This window comes from Aeromonas sp. 600282 (assembly GCF_049175755.1).
Lineage (GTDB): Bacteria > Pseudomonadota > Gammaproteobacteria > Enterobacterales > Aeromonadaceae > Aeromonas > Aeromonas veronii_A.
The window spans coordinates 291,712-307,695 of record NZ_JAAKVR010000001.1 but is presented as its reverse complement, the minus strand read 5'-3'; the positions used below and the strand labels follow the sequence as shown (position 1 = coordinate 307,695).

Genomic DNA, 15,984 nt, shown 5'->3' with positions numbered 1-15,984 from the left:
GCCGCACTCTGCTCTTCTCTGCGCTGAAGAAGGGGCGGAGAGAGGGAAGTGGTCAATGGGGTCGTCAAGCCATGGCTGAGCCAGTGCGCTAACCGATATTTCATACCACTCTCCTTGCCGCATACCAGGAGGCCAATGCGCCACAGACCGGCGCCAGCAACAAGGCCGTGACCGCATGAAGGGGGGCGGCCTCGAAGGCGAGGCGCCAGCCAAAGGCGCGGGGGTTGACCACCTCGATCAGCACCCAGGCGAGGCCATACCCCACCGGCAGGGCCAGCAGGGCGGTGAGCAGCCCCAATCCAGCCCCTTGCCACACCAGCAGCTGGCGGCAGTGGCGGGGGCTCAAACCCAGACTTTGCAAGGTCTGCAGCTCGCCATGGCGCGCCAGCCCCAGCACCATAAAGGCCGAGCCTATGCCGACAAAGGCGATGCCCAAGATCAGCAGTTTCAATAGCTCGGTCACCACAAAGGTTTGGTCAAACACCTTGAGCGCCGCGCTGTGGATGGCGGGGGCGGAGAGCAGGTTTAGCTGCTCGCCAAAGCGCTCGCGCAGGCGGTCGGCCAGTTGCTCGGGGTCGTTGCTAAAGAGGGCGAGGGATTGCACCGCCCCCGCCTCGAAGGCATGCAGGATCTGCCCCTTGTCGCTGCCGTAATCCTGATAGACGCCGGTGACGGTGAACTGCCTTGGCCCCTGCTCGCCGCTGATCGCCAACGTCTGGCCCACCTTGACCCCGAGGCGCACCGTCAGCGGTTCGCTCGCCAGCGCTTCGTCTGGGCGGGTCGGCCAGCGTCCGGCCAGCAGCGGATAGGCCGCTTTAAGCTGGGGGATAAAATCCATCTGCGCCCACTCGATGGGCTGCCCCTGCCAGCGGGCCGGATGCACCGAGCGGCGCGAGGCGGCGCTCACCAGCGGATTGGCGAGCAGGGGCTTAAGGGTCGCTTCGCTCAAGGTGCCCTTGCTGCCCGCCACCCCCTTGGGGGCGGTGACATAGAGATCGGCGGCCAGACGCTGGCCGAGCCAGATCTCCACGCTTGAGCGAAAACTCGACACCATGACCCCGATGCCGATGGCCGCCGCGATGGCGAGCTGCAACGCCATCACCGCGATGGCGGTGCGATCGAGGTGATAGAGGGTCTCGGCTACCCCGAGCCGGGCCGTGAGGGGGCCGCCCGCGCGCCGTCGCAGCCAGCCAAGCAGGCCGCGCAGGGCATCGGGCAGCCAGAGCGCCATGGCCAGCAGCCAGCCTCCGGCGATAAACAGCGCACCGGTGAGACCGGTTTGCGGCAGCCACAGGCACAGAGCGCACAGCAGCAAGATGGCGATGGCCAGCAAGCGCCGTCGCCACGGGTGCGCAGGGGGGCGGCTGCTCCCGGCGCGCAGTTCGAGGGGGGATTGGCGCAGCAGTTGCCACCAGCCGGGCAGGTTGGCGGCCAGCGTGCCGAGCAGCCCGATCAACAGCGCCTTGAGCAGGCTCACGGGGGAGAGGCGCAACATATCGATGGGGTTGGGCCCATAGAGATCGGCCAGCGCCTGGGTGAGCTGCCCCATCAGCGCCAGCGCCAACAGGCTGCCGAGCAGCACCCCGAGCAGGGTGCCTACCGTGGCGAGAATAAGGAGCTCCAGAATGAGCCAGCGGAGTACCCGGCTCGGCCCCATCCCCAGAATGATCAGCTGGGCCAGCTGGGGGCGGCGTACGCTCTGCACAAATCGCTGGGCATTGAACACCAGAAACAATCCCACCGCCATGGCGAGCAATGACAGCGCCGTCAGGTTAAGCGCCAGCGCATCACCAAGCTGGCTGGCATCGAGCGCCGGGCTGATGGGCTCAAGCCACAAGGGCTGGTTTGGGTAATCGGTTTGCAGGGTGGCCTGCAGTGTGCGAGCTTCTGATTCGCTTAGCTTGAAGACGATGCGATCGAGCCTACTCGCTTTATCCAGCAGCGGCTGGGCGAGGCCGATGTCGGTTATCAGCAGTCGCTCCATGGGCACGGCGCCCGGCTCGAAGGTGCCCGCCAGCGTCAGAGTCAGGGGGCGGGCGCTGGCGCCATCGCTGCCGCCCAGCACAAAGCGTCGGCTCTGGCCCGCTTGCCAGCCAAGGCGATCTGCCTCGGGGGCCGCCAGCCAGATGCTGTCGGCACGGTTTAGGGTGAAAGCGGGTTCGCTCGCGGGTCGGGCGTCAAACAGCTGGCGCAGGGGGCCGGGGTTGAAGAGATCCATCCCCAACAGCTGAAAGCTGCGCCCCTGCTCATCTTTGAGCCAGCCATGGAGCTGGGGCATGGCATCGAGGGCGGGCTGGCTGGTCACCAGCTGCACGTAGAGCTGCTCATCCAGCCCGCCAGCGGGGGCCAGCCGGTAGTTGGCTTCCCCTGCCAGCTGGCTACGGGCGGCGACAAAATTGGTGCGGGCACTGTGATTGAGCAGCTCGATGGCCACCACTAGCGACACTCCCAATACCAGCCCGGCCAGACTCATCAGCAGCAACCAGGGGTGGCTGCGATAGAGGCGCAGTAGCGCTTTGAGTGGCAGCATCAGCGTGCTCCCGGCAGGCGCAATCGCCGTTTAGTCATGAGGGGGCCCCTTGAGTTCGATAAGTTGGCCCCCTTCGAGGCGCAACACCCTGTCTGCCAGCGCAGCATAGGCGGGGTTGTGGCTCACCAGCAGCAAGCCTGCACCTGTGTCGCGCACCGCCGCGATCATTAACTCCATCACCTGTTCGGCATTGTGCTCATCGAGGCTGCCGGTGGGTTCGTCGGCGAGCAGCCACTGGGGCTGATGGATAAGGGCGCGGGCCAGCGCCACCCGCTGACGCTGACCGCCGGAGAGCTGCTCCGGCCAGGCATGGCGCTTGTGGCTCATATCGAGTCGGTGCAGCAACTGGTCAATCTTTGCCTCATCCGGTGGCAGAGCGTTGATGGCCAGCGGCAGGGCCAGATTCTCGGCCACGTTGAGGGTCGGCAGCAGGTTGAAATCCTGATAGACGATACCGAAATGGCGACCCCGCAGGCGCGCCCGCTCGTCGGGTGAGCGGGTGTCGATCCGGGTCTCCCCTAGCCAGATCTCCCCCTCGTCCGGTGCAATCAGCCCGGCGATCAGATTGAGCAGGGTGGACTTGCCGCAGCCGCTTTGGCCCAGCAGCAGGGTGATCTCGCCAGCGGGGAGGGCGAGATCGAGATGGTGGAACAGCGGCAGTCGTTCACTGCCGTTATCGAAGCTCTTGCAGAGGTTGCGCAGGGTCAGCATGGGATAACCGTTTGATGGTCAATGGCTTTCATCATGCTTGGTACGCTAGCACGGCCAGCAATGATCAACACCCCTTACGGTTGTTCAAGAGTGCCAGTTAGTGATCAAGGCGGCAAAAGAGCAGTGGATCCTCGCTGGATCCCGCTTGCCCGAGGTGGTTAGAATAGGGGCTTCCATGGGTCACAGGATGAGCAAGGATGTTACACAAGCAAGTCAGTTTTATCATCGATAGCAAGGGCAACAAGCAGGCTGCCGTCGTCCCCATCGAGATCTACAACGAGCTGATGACCCTGCAAAAGGCACTCTCCGACAACCGGCCGGGGGAGCGCGAGCTCTACCACTTCAACGGCAAAGGGGCCGAGGCCCACGGTTATCCGGTGGGCAAGCGGCAAAATCCGGGCTTTATGGTGCTGGCCGGTTCCACCGCCAATGGCGAGGATGCCGCTTCCCTGCGTGAAGCGGTGATCGAGCTGCGTCACGAACTGCTGGAAAAGGGGGTCATAGTGCCCCGCAGTCAGGGCGGCTTTGTCTTTACCGCCGATCAGCTGTTCAATAGCCCGAGTCTGGCCGCCAGTCTGGTGGCGGGCAATAACCGCAGCGGTCTGGATGCCTGGCAAAACAGCGCAGGCTATACCCTCAAGCAGTCGGGTTTCGGCAAGAAGTAATCCCGCGTTTCGACAGCAAACCAATTAAGCGTTAATTGACCTGGATGAATTTTTCTTTTCATCCAGGTGCTAGCATCATTGCCAGATGGTTCTAAAAGGAAGAGACCATGTCTGCGCTCACCCCTGTTATTTTGCTGCTGTCCCTGTTTATCCCTCCCGCCCATGCCAGTAGTGGCCCTGTTCTGTTGACATCCTCCTCAATCGGACTTTTTTGTGTCGGATTGTTTGTCTTGGCCTACGCCCTGGTGATGGCTGAAGAGTATCTGCAACTGCGCAAGTCCAAACCCGTGCTGGTGGCCGCCGGGGTGATCTGGATCCTGATCGGTATCGCCTATGCACAGCAGGGGATGAGCCCTGTCGCCGAGCAGGCATTTCGCCATACCCTGCTGGAATATGCCGAGCTGATGCTGTTCCTGCTGGTGGCGATGACCTATATCAACGCCATGGAGGATCGGCGGCTGTTCGATGCCCTGCGCGCCTGGCTGGTACGATCCGGCTTTCACTTGCGCACCCTGTTCTGGTTGACCGGCGGGCTTGCTTTTTGTATTTCGCCGGTGGCAGACAACCTGACCACAGCGCTCTTGATGTGCGCCGTGGTGTTGAAGGTGGCCAACGGTGATCGGCGTTTTGTCAATCTTGCCTGCATCAACATAGTGATCGCCGCCAACGCCGGAGGGGCGTTCAGTCCCTTTGGCGATATCACTACCCTGATGGTGTGGCAGGCGGGCAAGGTGCAATTTGGCCAGTTCTTCACCCTGCTTATTCCCTGTCTGCTCAATTTTCTGGTCCCGGCCATCCTGATGAGCCTGATGGTGCCGCGTCATGTGCCGGAGGCTGATAACGAGGTGGTCGATCTCAAGCGGGGGGCCCGCCGCATCGTCGCGCTGTTCTTGCTGACCATCATCACGGCGGTGCTATGCCACAGTTTCCTCCATTTGCCACCCGTACTGGGCATGATGCTGGGGCTCGGTTATCTGCAGTTTTTCGGCTTCTATTTGCGCAAGTCGCTGCCGCGATCCCTTGCCCGCAAGCGTGCGCTCTATGAACGCAATGGCGATGACGTGCGGTTACGCAGTCTGGGTTCTGTGGTGCCATTTGATGTGTTCAACAAGGTGGCCAAGGCGGAGTGGGATACCCTGCTCTTCTTCTACGGGGTGGTGATGTGTGTCGGTGGGCTGGGCTTTATGGGGTATCTGGAGCTGGTATCACACTGGTTGTATGACGCTGGGGATCCCACCATGGCCAACATCTTCATCGGGGTCTTGTCCTCCGTCATCGACAACATTCCCGTGATGTTTGCCGTGCTGTCGATGAACCCGGATATGGCGTTGGGGCAGTGGCTGCTGGTGACCCTGACTGCCGGAGTGGGCGGCAGCCTGCTCTCCATCGGCTCTGCGGCCGGGGTGGCCCTGATGGGACAGGCCCATGGCATGTATACCTTTTTTGGCCACCTGAAGTGGCTGCCTGCCATCTTGCTCGGTTATCTGGTGAGCATAGGGGCGCACCTTTGGCTCAACAGTGCCCAGTTCTGAACGTCTGGGCGCCAGTACGAAAAGAGGCTTCCGTTGACGGAAGCCTCTTTCGTTTTCCTGACAGGAGGGAGGGGGATCAATCGCCTCGCTTGCCAGTCAGCAGCCAGTAACTCAGGGTGGAACCCACCCCGCAGCAGGCGATGGCAATGGCCATGGGCAGCGGCGAGTGGGGCGGATTGAGGTTGACCAGAATGCCGACCAGGGCGCCGATGCCAAAGCGCAGGGTGCCCGCCAGTGCCGAGGCGGTACCCGCAGATTGTGGGAAGTGGCCCATCAGACCGGTCATGGCGTTGGCGCCCACCAGACTGATATGGCCGACAAACAGCACTACCGGAATGACGATGCCCCACAGGCCGCCGGTCTGGCTCCAGGCGTTGTAGACCAGCAGGGCGCCCGCGCAGGGCAGCACCAGCAGACCGTATTGCAGCATCCGCTCGGCACCCACCCCTTTTACCAGTCGGCTGTTGACGAAGGTGACCACCATCATCAGCAGGATATTGAGGCCAAACAGCCAGCCGTAGTGCTCGGTCGGCACCTTGAAATACTCGATATAGACATAAGGGGAGCCGCTTAAGAAGGCGAACATGCCGGAGCTGGAGAGGGAGCCGCACAGCACATAACCCATGGCGCCGCGATGGGAGAGTACCCCCCAGTAGTTCTTGAGGATCTGGCCCAGATTAAGGGGCTGACGGTGCTCGGGTTTCAGGGTCTCCTGAATTTTCCACTGCATCACCAGACAGATCAGCAGGCTGATCCCCACCAGCAGCCAGAAGATCACCCGCCAGTCGGCGTGGGCACTGATATAGCCACCCACCACAGGCGCTACCAGCGGCGCTAGGGTCATCACCAGAATGACGAACGACATGGCGCGAGAAAACGCATCCTTCTCGAACAGATCGCGCAGCAGGGCATTGACCACCACAGAACCCGCCGCACCGCCCGCCGCTTGCAACATCCGATAGGCCAGCAATTCAGGCAGGGAGTCCGCCATGGCACAACCGACCGAGGCGATGGCAAACATGATGAGCCCCGCCAGGATCACCGGCTTGCGGCCATAGCTGTCGGCCAGCGGGCCGTAGAAGAGTTGGCCGATGGCAAAGCCGCCCAGAAAGGCGCTGATGGTGAGCTGGGCGCCGTCGATGCTGGTGGCCAGATCCCGGGCGATGGCCGGAATGGCGGGCAGATACATATCCACCGCCAGCGGGGTCAGACCCGCCAGAGCGCCGAGCAGGATAAACAGGAAACGGGGAGAGAGCATGGTGGCCTGGGGGGACTGTGCGTGGGGCATAGGGTATCCGCTGGTGAACCTTGGTTGAAAAAGGGAGAAGGGCGAGTCTATCAGGTTTGCCCCCGCTCGGCATGACGTTCCTACCCCCTCAAAAGGGGGGGGGGGTCCGATCGCTCAGGCACCTTGGGGATCACGCTTGCGGTCATGTCGGCGCGCTGCGCGGATCACTCCCCCCAGCCAGAGCAGCCAGGCCAGCAACGAGATGGCGTAACCGAGCCGCTCCGGCCAGCGGGCGGTGAGGGTGAAGGTGAGGCTGTGTTGTCCGGCGGGCACCCAGACCTGCACCAACCCGTTGCGGGTGCTGCTGACGCTCAGCGGCAGGCGCTGGTCGAGCCTTGCCTGCCAGCCCGGGTAATCAAACTGGTGCAGGACCAGCTTGGCGGGTGCCGGGGCATCCACCGTCAATTCGATATGACGAGGCTGCCAGCGCTGGATCTGCCAGTTCACCCCCTGATGGTCGCTGGTGATGGCGGGCTGGAATTCCTCTTTCCAGGCCAGCAGGGTGGGGGCAAACATGCCGCGTGGCACCTGCTTTGGTCGGTATTCGCGGGCGCTGCGCTTGCTGTCGAACTCCCCGTCGAGCTGACTCTTTACGGGAGCCTGGGTGAGCGGCGCCTCGCGTACATAGAGTCCCTGCGAGAGCAGGGTGAGGGCAAGTAGTAGCCACCAGACCCACTGCCACGGGCGATAGGTGGGGGTACCCAGCGCCACTACGGCGACGGTAGCGATGACCAGCAGCAGATTGAGGCGCCAGGGAAATTGCACCAGTTGCAACGGAGTGAGCAGGCGCCACAGGGGCTCGCTTGGTGGCAGCATCATCAGAAAGCTCAGGGTGCCAATGACCCCCCAGAGCAGCAACTCGGGATGGCGCGGCTCGCGGGCGGCCGCCCAAGCTACCAGCAGCAGAGCCAGGGTGAGCAGCGTCAGCCAGGCGAGATGGCCGCGAAAGCGCCAGTCATCACGGCTTTGGGGCAAACGATCGAGAAAGTTGCGCTGAAATTCGAACATGCCAGTGCGCATCTGCTCCATGGAGATCCCCCCCTGATCCAGCAGAGCGGGCAGCAGCAACAGGCTGGCCATCGCCAACCCCCAGAGCTGGCCCAGCAGGGTGCCGATAAGCGGGGAGGCGGTGACAGGGACACTGACAAGCGCTGTGCTCCCCTTGTAGCTCCAGACCAGCAGCAGGCTGCGCAGGGTGAGCAAGCCCAGAATGAGCAGGGTGCTTGGTAGATGGGAAAGCGTCAGCATGGAGACGGCCAGTGCGAGCAGCAGTAGGGCAAAGGGGGCGCCGCGGCAGAGGCGATCCTGCGCCAGCAGTGCCAGCGGTGCCCAGACGAAGGCCCAGCTCTCCGCCAGGGCAAAGCGGGCGTAGATATCGATGGCCAGATGATAGGGCAGCGCCATATAGAGCAAACTGGCCGCCAGCGCCCGTCCGTGGCCGGCAAAGGGGCGCAACCAGAGATAGGCAAACAGGCCGGAGAGCCAGAGTGCCACGCTGCTGCTCCAGAGCAGCGGCGTCATCGCCTCGTGGGCCAGTGGGGTGGGGCCGGCGAACAGGGCGCTCACATAGTAGGGCAGGGGGGGATAGAAGAAAAAGACCGGGCTGCCGAAGGCGCCGTTCATCTCCATCAACCAGCGCGGATAGAGCTCACCTTGCCACAGTTGCACGGCAAAGAAGTGACCGGAGAGCAGGTGGTGAAACAGATCATGGCCCTGACTGCCGCCACGCAGCCAGAATGGCAGCAACAGGAGGGCACAGGCCCCGGTCAGCACCGACAAAACCCACAGCCACTCTCTGGTTACACGCATAAGGAGACTCGTCTGTTATGGATGCGCAGTGAGTGTACCCGAGTTGTTCCCCTCTTTTTTAGTTGCCTTGGCGGATTTTTGCGCTCTTTCTGTGTTTCTTGTCACTTTTGCCATGGGTTGTCTGCCGCGAGGGAATGGCGAGCCAGAGGCCGGGCTCGGCGGCAAAGCGCGGGGCAAACCAGTGCTGGCGCACCGCAGTGGGCATTTCGTTCGCGTCGATGGGGCGGCGACTGAGGCGGCAGGCTCCCCGAGAGAGCGCCAGCGCCGCATCCCCCTTGTACCAGCCATCGGTGACGGCCAAGGCTGTGGTCTCCCGCAGCAGCCGCACGCCCCACTGGGTCACCAGCGCTGGGCAGCTTTTCTCTGCGAGCCTTGCTGCCTGCACCATGGCGGGCGGATGGGGCAGGGTGCAGGTCGCGCCGAGCAGCAGCAATCCGGCGACCGCGACCACCCACTCGCCACGACGTGGCAGCCAGCCTGCCAGCAGAACTATGCCAAGCAGTGTAATGGGCGCCAGATGGCGGGGATTGTCGGGATTCTGGCCAAACAGGGTCCAGAGCAGCAGGGCGAGCCAGTAGAGCGTCCAGAGCGGGGGGAGGGCGGCAGGGTGGTTTTTTGATCTTTGCCAAAGCGGCAGTACCAGCAGCGCCCCAACAGCCAAGGGCCAAAGCGGGGTGAGCTGATCGTTGAAGGTGCGCGCCCAGCTGAGCAGCCGATCGCCGTGGGCCGCTGCCGTGTTGCCCCACAGGGTAAAGTGGCCATCGGTAAAGCGCCGCCCCTCGCTGAAGTAGGCCCAGCCATCGGCCTGCCAGACAAAGAGCAGGCTGATAAGCCCCACCAGCACGATGGGGAGAACAAACCTGACGCGCGTGCCCTGCTGCGCCAGCCCGAGCCACAGGGGCAGCAGCGCCAGCACGAAGTAGGAGGGGCGCAGTGCCAGCATAAGTCCCAGTAACAGACCCGCCAGCGCAATTCTGCGCTGTTGCAAGGCCAGCAGTGCCCCGAGCCAGGCGGCGAGCGCGGGCCCATCCGAAAGGCCGGAGAGCGCCAGCGTCGGGGTGAGCGGCAGTGCCAGTACCAGCAGCCAGAGCGGCGCCAGCAGGCTTGGCCGTTGCCACAGCCTGACCGCCAGCAAGGCGGCGAGCGGCGCCAGTAAACCGCTGCCCAAGAGGCTTGCCCACTGCACCGCGCGGGCCGGATCGTCCACCGCCAGATTGATCAGCCGCGCCAGCCAGATAAAGGCGGGGTAGCCCGGAAAGTGGGGTGAGAACTCCAGCACGCTAAAGCGCGTCACCCCGTGGGCGAAATTGAGGGCATCGTCGGAATCGAGCGCCACCGGGAAGGCCAGCAGCCAGCCGAGCCAGACCAGTTGCAGCAGGATCAGCAAGTAGGGTCGATTAGCGAAGCGTAATCGGCCGTGGTGACGCCCCCCTTCTCCCCTTGCGGGAGAGGGGCCGGGGATGAGGGGGGCCGTCGGCATCAATGAGAGGTCATCAAAGCGGCGCCAGCACGGCCATCAGCGCTTTTTCTGCATCGCTAAAGGCGGCTGCGTCGGCGGGCTTGGCGCCCACCCCGAATACCCCCGGGTTACCGATGGCATCGAGCACCTTGGCCAACGCCTGTTCGGCCGCCTTGCGATCCCCTTCACTGAGGGAGGGGAGGATCAAGTCGAGGAAGCGCTTGCTCTTGACCACCAGCACCTTGGCGGTCTGGTAGTCGCCAAGATTCTGGCTGGCCCCTTCGAGGCGGCGCTCGATCTCCGCCTTGTAGGCGCGGTTGAGCAGGGCCGCGGTAGCCGCGGCGTCTTTGGCCTTGATGGCGGCGGCCAGCGGTGCTTGCAATTCCACCTTGTGGTGCTGTTCCAGATAGGTCAGCTCCTCGGCAATCTCGCTCAAGGTAGCGCTGGCATCCTTGCCGTCAGTGGCGGCGCCCAGCAGCGCTTCGCGGGCGTCGATCAGTGGCTCCTTGCCGGCGGCGGCGTAGGAGTAAGCCTGCGCCTGCCCGCTCAGGGTCAGCAGCAGGGTGAGGGCGAGTAAACCCGGGCGGATGGTCATCCTGTTCTCCTTACTTATGCCAATGGCGCGGCACTCAGGCCACGCTCTGGGTTTCGATCACGGTATTTTCGTTGCGATGGTTAAAGATGGCGTGACGTCTGTCCACCCCGTCGATCACCATGTCGGCGGCCATCATACCCATCTCCATGGCGGTGTCGGTGAAGATGTAGCGGAATGTCCCCTGACGGCCGGTCATGATGAGGTTTGTGATGGGCATCAGCGCCTTGATGGCTTCGTTGCGGCGCGCCTGATAGCCGAGATCCATCAGCGGATAGGCGTATTCGCTACGCGCTTCAAAAGTTTCATCGCCAAGCTTGGCGGTATCGACGCCGAGGCTCGCGAGATCAGCGGTAACCCGACCGCGCAGATCAGAGAGCGGCGCCTGCCAGGTGGCATCCCCCGGATTGCAGGGGATCTCCAGCATCACCGAGGTCTGGCCCTGGGGCGCCATAAAGGGGCTGCGGCGGCGCGGCTCCTGCAGGCGGGTGGCCAGAATATGGGGGTCGGAGAGGTACTGCCAGGTGTTGTCCGACAGGTTCTCCTGTTTCAACGGCATATTGACGAAGCGAAGCGACCGGTAGTGCAGATCGCACGGTAAGCCCAGATGCTGGCAGGTGAGCGGCAGCGGCAGGGTGGAGATCACCTGATCAAAGCGCTCGCTCTGCTCAATGTCATCTTGTTTCCAATACACCCGCTCGATGCGGTCATCAGCCTGCTCAAGGCGGGTGATGGTTGCGCCGGTTTTGAGCTCAACGCCCTCTGCCACCAGCCGCTCCCCCAGAGTGGTGAAGATCTGGCCGAAGCCATATTTGGGGTAGCGGTATTTGCGGGCATAGGTGCGCACCGAGATACTGCCGTTGCGTCTTGGCAGCAGGCGGCGCGCCACGTCTTTCAAATCGATGAGGCTGATGCGCTGACCGGCCCAGTCGGCGGAGAGCTTGTCCGGGTTGATACCCCACAGCTTGCCGGTGTAGCCCTCGAAGAACTGGCGATAGAGGGTGCGGCCGAAGTGACTCTGGATCCACTCGGCAAAGCTCGCCTTGGCAAAATCATCCGGCTTCTTGCTAAAGGGCAACAGCAGCAAGTCTTTTACCGCCCCGGCCATCAGGGCGAGCGGCGCCGTCTTGAGCAGGTTGGGCAGGTTCAATGGGTAGTCATAGGTGCGCCCGCCAAAGCGGATAACGCTCTTGCGCTCGGCGTGGAGCAGGTCGTCCCCCATCAGCTCGTCGATAAAGGCGAGCAGCTCGGGGTTCTTGGTGATAAAGCGGTGCCCGCCGTAGTCGAAGCGATACTCGCCGTCGCGCCCCTTGAAGGTCTGGGTGGCGCACATGCCGCCGACCACCGGCTCCTGCTCGAACAGGGTGACTGCAAAACCGGCGCAGCGCAGGCGCCAGGCCGCCATCAAACCGGCGGGGCCAGCGCCCAGCACTGCAATGCTTTTCTTGTTGTTATCGCTCATGACCTATTCCAAAACTACTTGATAGATCAGGAAACCGCGCCAAGGCGCGGCCCCCGAATAGTGTTGTTACCCCGTGGCCTTGTTGCCACAGGGCGTGTTGGCTCAGCCCTTGCCAGTCGCGGCACTTACCTGCGGGTGATAGCTGCGCTGCCAGAGGGTAACGAAGATCGCCAGATAGAGGGCCCAGGTCAGCAGCTGCAAGCCAGCGGGTGAGGCATTGTAGCCAAACAGGGCGCGCAGGAAGGTACCAAATACCCCCTGATCGTCGAGAATGTGGCTGATGTCGAACACCGGCGTGGTCCAGAAGGTGATGATATCTGCCGCCTGCAACATGTTGACGGCGGACGAGAGCAAGCCTGCGGCGATGATGATGATAAGCAGGCCCGTCCAGCGGAAGAAGGGAGCCAGCGCCACCTTGCGGGTGGAGCGCAGCAGCCCCCACACCAGCGCGATGGAGACCAGCAGCCCCGCCAGCGCGCCAATCATGCCGGATTGCAGATCCACCCCTTGCCCCGAATAGAGCAGGGCGGAGAAGAAGAGCACGGTTTCAAACCCTTCGCGCATCACCGCCAGAAAGGCGAGCAGCACCAGCCCAAACAGGTTGCCGCCATCGATGGCCGCATCGATGCGCGCCGTCATGGCCCCTACCTGGGATTTGGCCTGCTTTTGCATCCAGATCGCCATATAGGTGAGCACCAGAGTGGCAAACATCAGGATCCCCGCCATCAACAGGTGGTTGTAGCGCTCGCTCTCGAACTGGCTCACCACCACCTGGAACAGGAAGGCGACCACAAGGGAGGCGATAAGGCCGAGCCCCACCCCCAGATAGATGAACTTGTTGTAGCGGCTCGCCCCCAGCTTGGCGAGGTAGGAGAGGCAGATGCCGACCAGCAGGAAGGCTTCCAGCCCCTCGCGCAGGGTAATGAGAAAACTTGCAAACATCAGGATTGAGGCTCCGTAGCGGGCGTGACGGGGAGAGGCTGCAGGGTAAGTTGCAACCGATTTAGCTGCACTATGGGTGGCTCCGGCAAGCTGGGCTCGGCGGCGCGCACCGCATCATTGACCCACTTGGGGTAGGTGCGGAAATTGAGTTTGATATCGGCCTTGAAGGGCCCTTGGGCATCTGCGGGTAGCGGCCAGGCTTCATCCCGCCAGCCATCGGCCGGAATGCGGGTATCTTCCAAGAGCTTGGCGTAGCGCCAGAACTTGAGCCCCACCGGCTTGCCCTCGGCATCGCCGAATACTTTTCTGAACAGCCGCGCATCTTCAGGGACGGCGCCATCCACCGGCTGGCCGCTGGCAAGCACCACCTTGCCGGTGGCGTCGGTGACGGTCAGCTCCAGCCAGAGTTCACGAAAATCGGCCACCCCGGTGGGCAGGGCATGGCCTGCGCCGGTATTGGCGACCCGCACCACCAACTGCTGGCTATCGGCAGCCTGTTCGATACGGGCGGAGAGGGTCGCGCTGGAGCGCAGCAGCGCCAGACTCTCCAGCTCGAGTTCAGGGTTGCGCAGCCCCACCAGCTGGTGCTGGGCGCCGGTGAAGTTGTGGCGATAGAGCCGCGCCTTCATGGTGCCGTTTTCGGTGGACTGGCCCGCCACCGGCGCGCCGCCATTGCCCGGTTCGGGGTTCATATGGCAGTCGATGCAGGTGCGTCGTTTGGCGGGATCCTCGGCCTTGGCGAAGCTGGATTGTTCCCACTCGTCCCAGGTGTTGACGATGTTGGCACCAGTGCCCGGAGCAAACTCGTTGTGGCACGACTTGCACAGGGCCGCATCGCGGTAGAAATCCTTTTGATAGGAGGCTTTGTGGGCCGCCGGACGGGCGTTGATCTGCCGCTCAGCCAGCCAGTGTTGGAGGCTACCACCCGCGGCATCCTCGAACACATAGCTCTCGCGGTCTTTCAAATTCACGGTAAAGGCGCTGTTGCCGCCCGCATCTTCCACTTTGGTGATGCGATGACAGAGCACACAGCCGGTCCCTTCCTCCACCACAGGTTCGCCCGCCTTGTGGGCGGCAATCAGCGAGGCGCCGCCCTGCTCGAACATGTGGGAGCCCTTGGGCAGATCCAGCTGGCCGGTCATCACCTGCTGGGGCATGTGGCAGCCCTGACACCACTGGCCAAACGCTTCGCCCTCGGTTTCACGGGCCAGCGCCTGCACCACCTTGTAGTAGGGATGGGAGTTGCCCATCAACCGGTGGTTGCTCTCGCTCCAATCCTGGAACGCCTGTTGGTGGCAGTTCTGGCAGGAGGCAGAGTTGAGCCACTCCTTCGGGTGGGTAGTCGGCGCCTTGGCGGGATCCGTGCGCGGAGCATCGAGCCTGAGCCAGTTGGCCAGATAGGGGAGGTTGCCATCGGCGGTGACGAAGGCGTGCAAGTCCTCCATCATCGCCTTCACTTCCGGTTGGGGCTTCGCGGGGTCAACTGCCTCGGCCCCATCGCGGGTGTCATGGCCCATGCCGCCCTGGGTCTGCTGGGTCATGCGCAGGTATTCGCCGACAAAATCCCCCGCCACCATGTTGGTGAGGTTGGCGTGGCCGTTGATGGCGTTGTCGCCGCTCTTCTGGCGATGAGCCGCCATCAGATAGCGGTTGGTGAAGTTGAACCCGTCCAGATGACAGGAGTTGCAGCTCATCCAGTTGTCCCCCGCCATGGGGAAGCGTGAGTTGGACGCTGTGTTACCAAGGTTGAACAGCCGCTCGCCGTGCTGAAGCGGCTCGGGGCGCGGATCCGTCTCTACCAGCTTGGCGAAGTGGGGCACATCGACGGTGACCCGGGCAAACGGGCCGCTGCCGCCGCTATTGAGGAGTGTGAGATCCTGTCCCATGGCGTTGTGCACCAGAATATGGTCACCGTCGATCAGCAGATCCCGCGGATTCTGGCCCGGCAGGTGACGCAAGAGCTGGGTCGCCTTGGCGCCCCCCTGAAACTTCTTGCGGCGGTGGCGGTTGTTGTTGGACTTGCCGCTGCGGGAGAGGTCAAACACCAGCAGATCTTCCGAGCCCGCCAGGGTCAGATAGACCCGCTTGCCATCGGCGGCAAATCGGGCTGCAAACGGGTTGGAGACGATCTGGCTGCGGTTGCCGACGCTTGGCAGGTTGATCTGCAAAAAGAGCTGTTTTCTTTCATCGACCCGCTCTTTCTCCTCATCGAGATCAATGATGGAGACCGCTGGGAAGACGGTGCTCTGAAACTGGAAGGGGTGGCTGAAGCTCCACAGTACGTGAGGCAGCCAGGCCTCGCTGCCATCGGGGGAGAGGGCGATGCCATCGAGCAGGCGCGGCAAGCCTTGAGAGTCGCTCGGCGTGTCGCTATGGGTCTCGGCCAGGGTAATGAGCTTGGGCTTGGGAAGCGAAGCTCCCTTGGCGCCGTGGCCGAGCTTGGCGAGATCATAGATGGCGAGCTGGCCGGTCATGGCGTGGGTGAGCAGCAGGCGATCGTCGTCGGTCAGGGCCAGCCCACGGGGAGTCTCGGCGGTTTCTGCATCCAGCTGGAGGTTGCCGGCGGTGTCGTAGGCCTGCAGACGAGCGGATTCGAACAGGGTGACCCAGAACCACTGCCGCTTGACATCGAAGATGACCCCATAGGGGCGGTGGCCGGTGGGGATCGTCTTTTCCAGATCGAGATCATCATCCAGCAGCAGCAGGCGATCGCCGCTGTAGTCGGTGACCAGCAGGGTGCCGTCATCGGCGCGGGCAAGCTGGCGCAGATCGCCCCCCAGCGGCACCTCTTTGAGCCGCTTGCCGCTATCGCGCTCAAGCAGGGTGACCGATCCTGTGCTCAGGTTGGCGGTGACGAGGCGCGGGGCGCTCCCTTCCTCATAGGCGATCATCCCGGCACCCATCTGCTGGGCAAACGCGAAGGGGCTGGTCAGCAGCAGGACGAGTGCCAGCAGGGGTGACAAATATGCAGAGAACGATGACTTCAACATGGGA

11 protein-coding genes are annotated in these 15,984 nt (G+C 63.0%); 2 read left to right on the top strand and 9 right to left on the bottom strand.

Translation table 11 applies throughout. From position 1 onward, the window contains the following. Nucleotides 1-100: 100 nt before the first annotated feature. Together G5137_RS01350 and G5137_RS01345 are read right to left on the bottom strand one after the other, a co-directional pair. Nucleotides 101-2,530, bottom strand: a complete 2,430-nt coding sequence (locus tag G5137_RS01350) for an FtsX-like permease family protein (RefSeq protein WP_421254797.1) — start codon at nt 2,528-2,530, stop codon at nt 101-103. 30 nt (nt 2,531-2,560) lie between these two features. Then, on the bottom strand, nt 2,561-3,241 hold the full coding sequence (locus tag G5137_RS01345) for an ABC transporter ATP-binding protein (protein ID WP_421254796.1): 681 nt from the start codon (nt 3,239-3,241) through the stop codon (nt 2,561-2,563). A 197-nt stretch (nt 3,242-3,438) separates the two neighbouring features. On the opposite strand from G5137_RS01345, the gene G5137_RS01340 reads away from it, so the two are divergent. Beyond that, the gene (locus G5137_RS01340; RefSeq protein ID WP_005333716.1) at nt 3,439-3,906 is read left to right on the top strand and encodes a DUF4357 domain-containing protein; all 468 of its coding nucleotides are present in this window, start codon (nt 3,439-3,441) and stop codon (nt 3,904-3,906) included. Nucleotides 3,907-4,013: 107 nt separating this feature from the next. Further along, nucleotides 4,014-5,438: a sodium:proton antiporter NhaD gene (nhaD, locus tag G5137_RS01335; RefSeq protein WP_421254795.1), complete on the top strand. Its 1,425-nt coding sequence runs from the start codon at nt 4,014-4,016 to the stop codon at nt 5,436-5,438. 76 nt (nt 5,439-5,514) lie between these two features. Here nhaD and G5137_RS01330 read toward each other — a convergent pair whose 3' ends face one another. From G5137_RS01330 to G5137_RS01300, 7 genes are all read right to left on the bottom strand, one after another. Beyond that, nucleotides 5,515-6,726: a Bcr/CflA family multidrug efflux MFS transporter gene (locus tag G5137_RS01330; protein ID WP_421254794.1), complete on the bottom strand. Its 1,212-nt coding sequence runs from the start codon at nt 6,724-6,726 to the stop codon at nt 5,515-5,517. Nucleotides 6,727-6,840: 114 nt separating this feature from the next. Then, nucleotides 6,841-8,535, bottom strand: a complete 1,695-nt coding sequence (locus G5137_RS01325; RefSeq protein WP_421254793.1) for a hypothetical protein — start codon at nt 8,533-8,535, stop codon at nt 6,841-6,843. Between the two features lie 58 nt (nt 8,536-8,593). Continuing rightward, entirely contained in the window at nt 8,594-9,922 is a 1,329-nt protein-coding gene (locus G5137_RS01320) for a hypothetical protein (RefSeq protein WP_421254876.1), read from the bottom strand. A 106-nt stretch (nt 9,923-10,028) separates the two neighbouring features. Continuing rightward, on the bottom strand, nt 10,029-10,589 hold the full coding sequence (locus tag G5137_RS01315) for a hypothetical protein (RefSeq protein WP_146061297.1): 561 nt from the start codon (nt 10,587-10,589) through the stop codon (nt 10,029-10,031). A gap of 34 nt (nt 10,590-10,623) precedes the next feature. After that, nucleotides 10,624-12,048, bottom strand: coding sequence for an NAD(P)/FAD-dependent oxidoreductase (locus tag G5137_RS01310; RefSeq protein WP_270656758.1), 1,425 nt, complete (start codon nt 12,046-12,048; stop codon nt 10,624-10,626). A 102-nt stretch (nt 12,049-12,150) separates the two neighbouring features. Next, entirely contained in the window at nt 12,151-12,990 is an 840-nt protein-coding gene (locus G5137_RS01305; RefSeq protein WP_421254792.1) for an FTR1 family iron permease, read from the bottom strand. Continuing rightward, entirely contained in the window at nt 12,990-15,980 is a 2,991-nt protein-coding gene (locus G5137_RS01300) for a YncE family protein (RefSeq protein ID WP_421254791.1), read from the bottom strand. The genes G5137_RS01305 and G5137_RS01300 overlap by 1 nt, the downstream gene beginning before the upstream one ends. Nucleotides 15,981-15,984 lie beyond the last annotated feature (4 nt).